8 protein-coding genes are annotated in these 12,808 nt (G+C 44.7%); all 8 read right to left on the bottom strand.

What is annotated here, in order from left to right:
• Nucleotides 1-10 precede the first annotated feature (10 nt).
• The gene (locus tag KIV41_RS10700) at nucleotides 11-1,006 is read right to left on the bottom strand and encodes an ABC transporter ATP-binding protein (RefSeq protein WP_045393911.1); all 996 of its coding nucleotides are present in this window, start codon (nucleotides 1,004-1,006) and stop codon (nucleotides 11-13) included.
• Between the two features lie 48 nt (nucleotides 1,007-1,054).
• Nucleotides 1,055-2,038 (bottom strand): ABC transporter ATP-binding protein, encoded by a 984-nt coding sequence (locus KIV41_RS10695; RefSeq protein WP_010450116.1) that lies wholly within the window; start codon nucleotides 2,036-2,038, stop codon nucleotides 1,055-1,057.
• A 2-nt stretch (nucleotides 2,039-2,040) separates the two neighbouring features.
• Nucleotides 2,041-3,066 carry an ABC transporter permease gene (locus KIV41_RS10690; protein WP_010450114.1) on the bottom strand — a complete coding sequence of 342 codons (1,026 nt, stop codon included), beginning with the start codon at nucleotides 3,064-3,066 and terminating at the stop codon, nucleotides 2,041-2,043.
• 2 nt (nucleotides 3,067-3,068) lie between these two features.
• Nucleotides 3,069-4,055, bottom strand: coding sequence for an ABC transporter permease (locus KIV41_RS10685; protein WP_038884262.1), 987 nt, complete (start codon nucleotides 4,053-4,055; stop codon nucleotides 3,069-3,071).
• Nucleotides 4,056-4,226: 171 nt separating this feature from the next.
• Nucleotides 4,227-5,909, bottom strand: a complete 1,683-nt coding sequence (locus tag KIV41_RS10680; protein ID WP_010450110.1) for an ABC transporter substrate-binding protein — start codon at nucleotides 5,907-5,909, stop codon at nucleotides 4,227-4,229.
• An 844-nt stretch (nucleotides 5,910-6,753) separates the two neighbouring features.
• A complete protein-coding gene (locus KIV41_RS10675; RefSeq protein WP_010450108.1) occupies nucleotides 6,754-10,140 on the bottom strand; it encodes a response regulator in 3,387 nt (1,128 codons plus the stop codon).
• A gap of 228 nt (nucleotides 10,141-10,368) precedes the next feature.
• Nucleotides 10,369-11,391: a 16S rRNA (guanine(1207)-N(2))-methyltransferase RsmC gene (gene rsmC, locus KIV41_RS10670; RefSeq protein ID WP_285336351.1), complete on the bottom strand. Its 1,023-nt coding sequence runs from the start codon at nucleotides 11,389-11,391 to the stop codon at nucleotides 10,369-10,371.
• A 76-nt stretch (nucleotides 11,392-11,467) separates the two neighbouring features.
• Complete coding sequence (locus tag KIV41_RS10665) at nucleotides 11,468-12,553, bottom strand: AI-2E family transporter (RefSeq protein WP_009707537.1); 1,086 nt, start codon at nucleotides 12,551-12,553, stop codon at nucleotides 11,468-11,470.
• Nucleotides 12,554-12,808: the final 255 nt, after the last annotated feature.

Below are 12,808 nucleotides of genomic sequence, written 5' to 3'. Positions count from 1 at the left end.
CTCGTTATGATTAATCTTCGAATAAGTAACAACGAACAAAGTGGTTATCGGACAGTTGCGTCACACCAGGCAGTCGCTCGCGACATTTTTCTGTGGCATGAACACAGCGCCCAGCGAATGGACAGCCCACGGATTCTGGTGTCCACAGTGGGATCTCACCTTTGTTGCCTTTCAGTTTCTCGTGAATTGACTTCGATGGATCTGGCACTGCTGAAACCAGTAGCTGCGTGTACGGGTGTTGAGGATCATGAATGATTTCCTCTGTATCACCCCATTCAACCATGTGGCCCACGTACATAACTGCGAGATCTTCAGCGATGTAGCGCGCTGTTGCGATGTCGTGAGTGATATAAAGCAGAGACATTTGCTTCTCAAACTTCATCTCTTCCATCAGGTTAAGAACACCGGCACGAATTGAAACGTCGAGCATTGACGTTGGTTCGTCAGCCAGCACCACTTCTGCGCCGACCGCAATGTTACGAGCCAAGTTCACACGTTGGCGCTGACCACCAGAAAGTTGGTGTGGGAACTTTTGCGCGGTCTCTTTTGGCGGAATCAGACCAACTTGTTCTAGTAGGTCGTACACTCGCTCTTCCAGTTCCTTCTTGTTGCCCGGTGAAACCTTCTTGTGGATCAACAGTGGGCGAGCAATATGGTGGAAGATGTTGTGTGTTGGGTTTAGCGAGCCAAACGGGTCTTGCCATACCATTTGCACGCCTTCGCGGTAAGTCATCAAATCGTGCTTAGACGTGATATCTTGAATATCACGACCTTTGTACTCGATGATGCCATCGGTCGGGGCGTACATTTTCGCAATCATTTTTGCGGTAGTAGATTTACCTGAACCAGATTCACCTACTACTGACAAACCGCGGCTTTTGTACATTTTGAATGATACGTCGTTGATAGCACGCATCTTAGACTGCTTGATTGAGTTACTGTTTAAAGGGAAGTCCTTAACGACATTTTTACCTTCAATCAGCAGTTCGCCGAGTTGTTTGCTCATAATTCTCTCCAGTGTAATTTTGTTCTTAGCTAGCGTTATTTTTTGTTGTTAAACCTTGGCTTGAGCAATCGGATCGCCGTATAAGTGGCAGTTTGAGAAACGACCAGGTTCAATTTGACGCAGCTGAGTTGGTACTCGAGTACAAGCTTCGTGGACGCGTTCGCAACGAGCTTGGAAGCGGCAGCCTTGAGGAACTTCTAGTAAGTTCAAAGGGTTGCCTGGAATACCAGTCAATTTGGTTTTAGGACCAGTTAATGGAGGGAAAGAGCTACCCAAACCTTTAGTGTAAGGGTGGTAAGGACTTTCCAGAATTTGCTTAGAAGGCGCGACTTCAATCAGTTCACCCGAGTACATGATGCCGATGCGGTCAGAGAACTCGACCATCAATGACAAGTCATGGGTGATGAACAAAATGGAGAAGCCGAACTCTTCTTTAAGTGCATAGATCTTCTGCAGAATCTCACGCTGAACAACCACGTCTAGTGCCGTCGTTGGTTCATCCATGATGATCATTTTTGGATTCAGAGCCAAAGCAATAGCAATAACCAGACGCTGACGCATACCACCAGAGAACTGGTGCGGGTAATCGTTTAGACGGCTAGGGTGGATATCTACGATTTCCAATAAACCTTCAGCGCGAACTTTCGCTTGAGCACGAGTCATATTGGTATGACGCATGATTACGTCACAGAACTGCTCTTCCATAGTAAGAACCGGGTTCAAAGCGTTCATTGCGCTTTGAAATACCATCGACATCTCGCTCCAGCGGAAGGCTTGCATGCGGTCATCACTGTATTTGAGGATATCTTCACCGTTGAAGATAACCTCACCACCTGTGATAAACGCTGGTGGCTTATGAAGGCGCATTAGCGAGAATGCAACGGTTGATTTACCACAGCCTGATTCACCAGCTAGGCCGAATACTTCGCCTGGTGCAATATCAAAGCTGACGTTGTTACAAGCGCGGACATCGCCCGCGTCTGTAATGTAGTCTACGCATAGGTTACGGATAGAAATTAGTGGTGCAGTCATGATTATTTATCTCCGCTCCATAGTGCATTTTGTGGTGCCAATTCTGGCTCACGTTCTTTCTTGTCTTGTGCTGCCAATTTCTTCCAACGCTTCATGCCTTTGTGAGAACGAAGCTGAGGGTTAGCAATTTCATCTACTGCGAAGTTCAGTAGAGCAAGACCTGTAACCAGTAGAGTCAGTGCAATACAAGGAGCTAGTACTTCCCACCATGCGCCGATAAGCATTGCAGACGAAGTCTGTACGTTGTACAGCATGATGCCCCAGCTGATAGTATTTGCATCACCTAGACCTAGGAACGAGATTACCGCTTCTGTGTTGATTGCTAGCATTACCGAACCGATGAAGCTTGCGCCCACGATAGGGATAAGGTTTGGCAAAATCTCAACGAAGATAATACGGAACGACGATTCACCCAGAACTTCAGCTGCTTTCACAAACTCTTTCTCGCGCAGTGCCATCGTCTGAGAGCGAACGACACGGGCGCCCCAAGCCCAGGAGGTACCAGCGATGATCAAGGCAATGGTGAGCGGGCCTGCCTCCCCAATGAAAGCAGCAAGTACGAACAATAGTGGGTACTGAGGAATTACCAGCATGATGTTCATTGCTGCACTCAAAATGTCATCGACACGACCACCAAAGTAGCCAGCTGAGATACCGATTACCGTTGCTAAGAAACACACAATAATGCCTGCGCCAAAGCCAACACCTAGTGATACTCGAGCACCGTAAGCCACTTGAGACCAAACATCACGACCCATACGAGTTGTACCCATAACATGGTCAGCCTTCTTAGACATGATCAGTGTGCGACGGTCATCAGCAAGGTTTTTCGCGACCCAACCATCAGGGTTATTCTGCGCCTGCTTCACAACAAAGCCCGGGTACTCATGTGGATTACCTGTACGTTTGTCAGGAGCATGCTTGGTAATTAATGGTGCGGCAATTGCCACGAACAGGAACACAGTTACGATACCTAGGCCAATACGTGCGAACGGGTTGCCCAGAATTAGTTTGAATAGATCTTTCATGATTATTTGCCTCCCTTACGTAGGCGAGGATCTAGAATCATGTACAGCATGTCTGCCATTAAGTTGAAGCACAGCATGAACATGGTCATGATGATTAGCTGACCTTGAAGTACTTGGTAGTCACGTGCGTGAATTGCGTTTAGAAGAACGGTACCTAGACCTGGGTAGTTGAAGATCATCTCGATAATTAGCTGACCACCAATCGCCATACCTAGTGACATGGAAAGTGCTGTCACACTTGGTAGAAGAGCGTTACGTGCAGCGTAATTGAATACTACGCGGTTTTCGCTCAGACCCTTACCTTTTGCCATTGTGATGTAATCTTCAGCAAGAAGGTTGATCATGTTGTTACGCATGTTTACCAGGAAGCCACCAATCTGAACAATCGTTGCACAGAATAATGGCAGGATTGCGTGGTAACCAACGTCTTTTAGGAACTCCCAGCTAGTCCAATCTGGAATAGTACCTGGAGTGTAAGCGTAACCTGATGGGAACCATTTCAGACCGATTGAGAATGTAAATAGCGCTAGCATTGCGATAACCATTTGTGGAATCGCTTGAACAATCAGTGTGCCTGGCGTAACGAAAGCATCATATTTGCTGCCACGCTTCCATGCCGCGAAGATACCTAGTACAGAAGCAATCGAGAACGAAAGTACTACTGCAGTACCAGCAAGAAATAGTGACCAGCCGAATGCACTACCTAGTAGGCTGTTAACTGAAAGCGGGTAAAACTGAATAGAAGTACCTAGCTCCCAGCTTAGAATGTTTTTGATGTATGACAGGTATTGAATGTAAATAGGACCATCAACGAAACCTAGCAACTCTTTCATTGCTGCGATTCTTTCTGGCGTAACCTGTACTGAAGCGTTAGCGAACATCATGGTAACTGGGTCACCAGGCATTGCTCGCGGAATAATGAAGTTTAACGTCGCTGCAACCAAGAGCGCGACAAGATAGAACGACAAACGTCTTAAAAAATAACCCATAACTCACACCTTACTCACCCAGATTTTTTCCCTGTTTCTGGTTTCAGGTCGCTCCTAGCGAAATTTAGAGCGAAAAATCCCCTGACGACGAGCGCCATATGTTGCTTTGGTCACGAGGGGATTTTTTATAGGCGGCACACGGAAGGTGTGCCGCGAGGAATGAACTTCTACTTATTTAACCGGTTTTAGGTCCAGTACGTGAAGTAGACGCTCTGGGATACCAGCCCAAATGTTTGGACGGCCCTTAGGATTTTCTTCGTTCCACCAACCAGTGAAGCGAGTTGTGTTGTATTGGTACATGTAAGCACCAGACATCACAGGGATAGTTACTTGGTCTTGAGCGATGATTTGCTGAATACCGTGAGCAATCTCTAGCTGCTTCTGCTTATCAGCTGTTTTGTAGAAGCTGTTAAGTAGACCATCTAGTTTCTCGTTCTTGTAGAAGTGCATCGCGAAGCGAGGCATACCGTCACCAGATTGCAGTTTAGAGTTGTAGCCGCTATCCCAGTACAAGTGTGGATCTGCGCCGTGGAAGTAGTTGGTGTACGCCACGTCGTAAGTACCTTCTAGCATCGCTTGGTTGTACACAGAGAAATCTGGTGTACGAGCACGAGCTTTGATGCCTACTTCAGCTAGTTGTTCAACTGCTAGCTGTACTGTGTTGTTGAAGTCTGTCCAACCGTTTGGAGATTGAATTAGAAGTTCAAAAGACTTGCCTGATGGAGTATCAACGAAACCGTCTTTGTTTACGTCTTTAAAGCCAGCTTTTGATAGAAGCTTCTTAGCACCTTCAACATTGTACGTGTTGTAGCCTTTGTACTTGTTGTGTGTTGCTTCGTCAGACCATGCTTCGAATGCGTAGCCTAGACCAGATGCGAAGTCATTCACTGTACCGCCGCCATAGAATGCGATATCGATAATAGTTTGACGGTCAAGTGCCATAGAGAATGCACGACGGAAATCAACGTTTGTTAGTGCTTCATTTTTAGCTGCGTCTGGGTTCTTGAAGTTCACAACAAACGCTTGAGTGCCTGAAGGCGGGTACCAGTAGTGGTGGCTAGGGCTTGCTGCAGCGTAAGTACGGTCGATATCAGGAACGAATGAAGACGTCCAGTCCATTTCGCCGTTAACAATCTTACCTAGGAACTGGTCGTTGTTCGCAATTTGAGGAACACGTAGACAGTCTACATCTAGGTTAGCTGCATCCCAGTAGTTCGGGTTTTCACACTGGATGTATAGCTGAGGAGTGAAAGTATCGATCTCTGTGAATGGACCAGTACCTACAGGGTTTTCGTTAGTGAATGTTGATGGATCTTTCACTTTGCTCCATACGTGCTTCGGTACAACTGGTACTTTCGCGATTTCGTAAGGAACGTTTGAGTTCGCCTCACTTAGACGGAACTTCACTTGGTAATCGTTAACTTTTTCAACGCCAGTAACCCAAGAGTTGATACCAGATTGGTCTAGTTCAGGTTTTTCTTTTACTAGGTTGAATGAGTAAACAACATCGTCAGCAGTAAATGCTTTACCGTCAGACCACTTCACGCCTTTACGAATATCGAAAGTTACGCTCATTAGGTCATCGGCCATTTTGAAGTTTTCTGCTAGACGGAATACAGGCGTGTTACCATGCATTTCGTTGAAAACTACTAATGGCTCGTAGATGAAGTCTGTTGTTGTGTGCAGGTTAGTTGCACCCAAGAACGGGTTAAAGTTACGAACAAAAGTTGTAAACTCTTTAGGGTGGATAGTCAGCTCACTACGTTCAGCTGCTGTTGCTACTGATGCGAAACCTGTAGTAGCAGTGGCAATAATTGCTGTTGCTAGTGCTGTTTTTTTAATATTGGCAAGCATAGCTGTTCCTTACTATTTGCTTTCATTTCACTAATGGAATTGAATGTCATCAATTGATAAACACTCTCTAAGGCCTACCTCTGTCATTACAACTGAGTTCTAGAGTGGCCTGTAGGCCTTAGGCAGGACTAAGAAAACACCTTATCTACTAAATAATCAAACTCGATTCCCGTTAAAAACGTTAAAACACATCAAATCTCCGTTATAAACGTCATTTCTGATTTAATTTTGCTCTCTGAGCGTATTTTTTGAACATTGATATGCCTCGCAGTTTATATGGGGTTAAACTTGTTATGTTAGTGATTGCTAACCTGTGGTTATTTTTAAATGCAGGGGTTTTTGCCTTTTGATTACATTGGAGATCTGGCTCACAGCGTAAAATGACGTTAATTTATTAGGTGAAATTTAATCTGCCGTTCTGTTGTGATTGACGTCTCAATCTACATCAATTGTTGGTCTTATTAGCCTGATTGGAGTGAAAATGGCTGTTTTTGTAAGCGAAAGAAAGCAGCTGAATATGCTTTTTTTATACGAGAAATGAAGTGTGATTGAGGTGTATTTTGCAAGATAAAAAATGGTAAATCAGTAGAAAATGAAGGTGATAAAAATAGCGTAAGATAGCTCATTGAAAATGAGTTCTGTTGTATTGCTTCCAATGTTTTGGCTGCTCCTGTTGGCACCTAAGTTTGGTGTCGACTTGAATAATCTCAAGGTTGTGGTTGGCCAAGGTGCTTTGATTACCTGAGTTGGGGAGTGATAGGAGCCAGAGCTATGGAGTGCCTAGTTAACTTGCACTGGGTGAAAAAAAGCCCCACCGGGCTGGTGGGGCTATTTAATAAATTGGCTAGCTAGTGAGTAACCTCTGCAGTTTATCGCGCTGTGCTTCAATGTGGCTACGATCGGGGCTTTGTTCTTTACAATGCTCAAGAATAAACTCTATAGAGCTTAGTACCGTTCGCCAACGAGGTGTCTTAGGTAGCGTCTCGATACGTAGGTATTTATCTAAGGTTCGTGTTTGGAGGGTGCTTCTGTCTAAGTACACTCGCCAAAGGCCGCTTTGTTCTGCAAAAGCAAATTTACTCTCTCCGGTAGCAGACTCCCAGTAATCTAGGGCATGAATCATGGTATCAACCAGTATTTCCCGCATTAGATCCTGCTTATCCTTCTTGTTACCCAGAGCTTTATCAGCTAGGCGTGTAAACTCGCCACCCAGTTCCTTCAGCTTTTGTAGTTGGTCTTTATCGCCGTCAAATGCATAGCTAGACAATACTTCTACAGCTGTTTCCAGATTGTAAATTCGAGTCGCGCTTGCCCCCCCTCCAACGTTAAAGATATACATGACGTCGAGGCCTGAACCTTCAGGAAGCTTGAGGATATCCGCTTCAATATTTTGGCGAACATCTTCAACATAAATATCAATTTTTCCGCAGTAATGAGGCTGTTTAACGGTCAAATATTTAGGGGCGATAAGCTCGTCTGCAGATGAGCGTCGCAACTGTTCTAGGCTGCGCTTGAACAGTTTGCAGGCAGCCTCATTCGCAAATCGAATTCGTTGGTCTTCCCGTAAACATATGATCGCTTCAGGAGCAGACTCTAGCTGCTCTAAAAGTCGCCCTTGAGTTTCTAGCAAGCTAGCTTCTACTTGAGCGCGTTGCTTTAGTTCACTCTCAAGCTGCTTGTTCTCGATTCGACGTTGCTCTGCCTTACTTGCGGTTAAATGTGCTTGAATCCTTGCTGCTAGTTCATGCTTATTGAATGGCTTGGATAAATAGTCATTCGCGCCAGCTTCAAATCCTCGAACACGATCTTCAGTTTGATTGAGTGCAGTGAGCATAATGACGGGAAGCTCGGCATGATCGTAGTGTTTACGTAGTTCGCTACAAACTTGGTAGCCACTCATTCCAGGCATCATGATATCAAGCAATAACAGCTCAGGTTTTTCTTTCTCAACAAGTTCTAGTGTTTCTGGACCATCGGTTACCGTTCTTACTCGGTAGCCTTCAAGCCGTAAGAAGCTTTCTAGCACACGTAGGTTTACAGGCTCATCATCAGCAACATACAGTAGTGGACCGTCCGGGTTCTCTGGAAGTGAAGGCTCCTCATTTACTTCGACTCCGTTTTCTGGCACCTGGAAATGGCCACGAACTGAAAGGTTTTGAGTCAGAGAGATCTCATCTTCACTTGCTACAGGTAGCGTGAAACTAAATGTAGTACCAACCATCGGCTGGCTACTCACGTAGAGAGAGCCGCCCATCAGTTCAATCAATTGACGGCTGATCGATAGGCCGAGCCCAGCACCTTGGCGGTATCGGGTGGAGTCTTGGCCTGCTTGAATCAGAGGTTCAAAGATGTGCTCTAATTGCTCCGCTGGTATCCCTTGTCCTGTATCTACAACTTGCACTCGGATGTGATCGTCTATCACACCTGCTGAAATAACAATTTTACCTTCAGATGTGTACTTAATCGCATTGCCAATAAGGTTATAGAGAACTTGTTCTAAGCGCTGAGGGTCGGCCGATACTGGAACAAGATCACTAGGAACTTGATTGATAATCCGAATCGTTTTGTTGCCTAACAAGTGGCTAGACAGCTCAAGAACCAGTTGCGTAGCACTTGGTAAGTTAACGGCAGATTTTTGAATATCCATACTGCCGTAGCGCATCTTATGGTAATCAAGTAGGTCGTCAACTAGGCTGGCGAGTCGTTGGCCACTTTTAATAATGATATCGAGCTGGTATTTCTGGCTCGCGGGAATGACTCCATTCGCTCCAGAAACTAATGTCTCGGCAATGCCAACCATCCCATGTAATGGTGTTCTTAACTCGTGAGAAGTGGTGGCAAGGAATTCATCTTTGAGCTTATCAGCGAGCTGCAAATCCTCATTTTGCTTTTGAATGAGTTTAATGTTGCTCTCTAGTTCTGCATTTTGTTGTTTAATCGTCTGGATTTTTTCGCGGATAGAGCGCTGCATTCGTTCGAAGCTGATTGCCAGGCGACCGATTTCGTCTTTTCGTTCAGTATTAAAAGTCGTTTCATCTAGATCACCAGCGGATACTTTCTCTGCTGCCCAAGTCAGCTTAAGTAAAGGGGAAGTGATGAAGTTAGATAGGTAGTGCGACGCAATAATCACTAGAATAATGGCGATAAACATCGCGATAACAAACAACTTTTCTAATTGATGCACGCGAGCAAAGGCGAGTTTTTCTGGCAATTGAACTACTAGCGCCCAAGTAATCCCTCGATTGCTGATTGGCGCAAATGCAGCCATGATATCTTCACCCACTCCATTGGTGTAAGTTTCTACGCTAGTTTCACCTTGTAGCGCCTTATCAACCACGATTAAGCTATTGTTAATTTCGTTACTTTTGGTGTTGATTGTCCTTGGTTTATGGTCAGACCCAACTAAAAGAGTTTCGATAGGAGTGTCACGGTTGATCTCCGCTATTAATTTGGTGATCCCGTTACTCGGTAGGCGGAACATTGCATAGCTGTGTAGGTAGCCTTGTTGGATAATTGGAGCGCCAAGCCAAGCAACTTGTTTACCGTTTTCTACATCAAAGTCAGAAATAACAACTGGCGTATAGTCTTCATTGACTTTACGGCGAGCACTTACATCTTCAGATAGGCGCTTGAATGTTCTGCCTAAAGCGGCATCTTTATAGCGTCCTGTTAGTAGGTTGGTACCGTAGTTGTCATCTTTGTTGATTGAATACGTCACGTTGCCGTCAATATCGACCAATAGAATGTCGTTGAAGTCAGAACGTTTAAGCAGCTCTAGGTATGCCCAGTGATAACGTTTATGTAGTAGTCGATAACGCTCACTACCTACGTAATTGGAAGATTCGGGTAAAATCGACGTTTTTATCTGATCACCACTACCTTTTATGTAGCGTTGCTGTGCATTTTCACGAGATTCTTCTTCACTTTGACCCAAGCGATTAAATGCATTCACGAGACCATAGAAGCGTCCGCCGCTCGCGTATGCGAGCTCAGAACGAACAAAGCCCATGACTTCGGTTTCTTGGGCTGCAAAATAATCTAAGATTTGCTGCTGCTTAGTATCACGGACAGAGAGAAGATGAGATGTACTCTGTTCTTGTAAATCTTTACTGTGTGATTGTAGGAAGAAAATCGCAGTGATCGTCAAAGGCGTAATACTTAAGACCAGAAATGCGGTCATGAGAGTATTCTGCAGTCGCTTAAATTTCTGCTTTTTGTAAAACTTAAACATGGGATGGTTACAACTCATAAATCGGTAAGTTGTTGAAGATAAGACTTACCTTGGTTCTCGTTAAAAACGGATAAGAAGTTAATTCGTTAGAATTAACAAAATTAACGAGTTTTTTTTCTTTGACAAGAAAGTTGGTTGTAAACCGTGCTGAACAACGCAAATTTTCGCGGGAGAGGCAACTAATGTGTGAATAACGCACAGTAATTCTACCGTGCGTTACTAAAAACGTTATTTTTTTGCGTAGTAAATAGAGAACTTGTTGGTCTTATTTAGCGTCTCGCAATTATTGAATGCTTGCTCAATAATTGGTGGGTATTTCAAGAAACTATTAGCCACGATTACCATCTCACCATCGGCTGTCATGTACTGTGGTGCTTGACCTAACAGCGTTTCTGCTGCGTTGTAGTTTGTGTCTAAGCCACTGTGGAATGGTGGGTTACTGACAATAAAACGGTAGTCTTGAGCCGTGTCTGAGTAGATATCTGAGGCAAAAACACGACCTGATAACCCATTCGCTTCGAGTGTTGCTTGGCTAGAGGTAATGGCATAAGCGTTAATATCACACATCTCAATCGCAATCTCTGGGTTTGCTTGAGCCATAAATGCACCCAGCACACCAGCACCACAACCAAAGTCCAGTACCTTGCCTGAAAGTTTCGGTAAGGTTTCCAGCAGAAGACGACTACCTAGGTCAAACTCACCATGGCTGAATACGCCAGGTAGGCTCTTAACGGTAAGTGATTGTTCACCAAGTGTAATCTCGTAAGATTTAAACCAGTCGGCTTGATTGAACGGCTTTGGCTGGTTAAGGCAAGTTCCCCAGTAAAATGAACAGCGACGAGCGGTGTCGTACTTCTTTACGGGACCATAGTCTTTGAACATCTTCTCGATGCTCTTTACACCTGAACGGTTTTCACCAACCACAACGATTTCTGTATTGATGCCTAGCTTAGCCATCAGCATCGCTAACAGATATTCCGCCTCAGCTTTAGCTTTTGGCCAGTATAAAAGAACCATGTCTGCTTGTGTTTCAACGTCAAACTCAGATCCAAAATGACTTTTCATTTTGTCAGAGGTTTGAATTTGGCGATAGTAACTGTAGTTGGAAGTAAACACTTCTACAGATTCGCAATGCTCCAGTAACTCTAGCGGGAACAAGTCTTCAACTTCTCCTGCGACTAAAACGTGTTTTCCGTTGAAATACTCAAGTTGGCGCTGAGCAATTTGGCTAGGTGCGATGTAAGCAGACATAAATTAGGTTCATCAGAAATAATTAGGGGCAGATTTTCGCACAATCTGCCCCAAGCTTGAAGTGCTTAAGCGATGACTAGCTGTTGTCTTGTTGGTTGAGGAAGTCTTTGAACTCCTCTTCGTAGATATTAAACAGCACCATGGTCACGGCAAAGATCAATGGACCGTAGATAAGACCAATCAAACCAAACAGATGCAGACCACCCAGTAACGAGAAGAAGATCATAAGGGTGTTCATGCCGGCGCTACCTTGCATTAGCAGCGGACGCAACAGGTTATCAATAGAGCCAACCACGACCACGCTCCACACCGTTAGGAAAATGGCCCAAGTCGTATCACCAGTTAGGAACAAGTAAGCGGCTGCCGGGATCCAAATTAACGCGGTACCAACGACCGGAATGAAAGATGCGAAGCCCATCATGGTGCCCCAGAACAGGCCAGGGAAGCCGGCCAACCACATGCCAATACCGCCCGCAAAACCTTGAGCTATCGCGGTCAAGAATGACCCCATAACTGCAGATTTCGATACTTGTTCAATCTCGGTCAGAATCTTGTCTTCTTGGCTACGAGAAAGCGGCAAGATGTGGCGCATTGCTGAGATGATCTTATCGTGATCACGCAACAGAAAGAACAACACAAACAACATCAGGAAGAAGTCCATCAGGAAGTTCGTCGCATCACCAAGGATTTTTGCACTGATAGCAACAAGGTTTGAACCAAATGATGTAGCGAATTGACCAATCTTCTCTGCGATAGCTTGAGGTTCTATTTTATCGAAAGGTAAGTACTCATTAACCAGCGCTAAACCTTTGACTACCCAAGGATGTTGGAAGATATCTTGGATACCACCATTGGTCACCCATTTATAGGTATTTTGAGAAAAGACGGAACCTTGCTGAACGATGGCAGCAAAGACAAACAACAATGGAATCACAATAATAAAGGTTAGAACCACACAAGAGAGTAGTGAGACCAAGTTTTTATGGTTAGGCATTTTGCTCTCAAACCACTCGTGTATTGGGAACATAAGTAGCGAGATGATAAAGGCCATTACGATTGAGTTTACGTAGGGTTCAACCAATAAATAGCAGGCAAAAGCAGCGGCGAGCAGCGCAACAACTAACACTCGGTGACTCGACGTGATTTTTACATTGTTCGGCATGGGATTAATCCAACTTACGGATGATGTTACGGCTAGCGCTTTATACCACAGCGTCAAACCTTTATTACTTTGCACCGACGATTCTTTCAAGCTTATGACATAGCCGAATTGGGAAGGTGCAACGGACCTTGTTATAATGACCACAAATCAGGCAGTTATCAATCAAGAGATAGAAAAATGGGTTGTTGTAACGGTGACAAGAAGTGTCAGAGTGAGAAGAAAAACAAACGCATACCGTGGTTTGGTATTGTTATC

Source organism: Vibrio sp. D401a (assembly GCF_030248515.1).
Lineage (GTDB): Bacteria > Pseudomonadota > Gammaproteobacteria > Enterobacterales > Vibrionaceae > Vibrio > Vibrio rotiferianus.
Note: the sequence above shows the minus strand (reverse complement) of the source record. Positions and strands in the feature narration are given on the sequence as shown.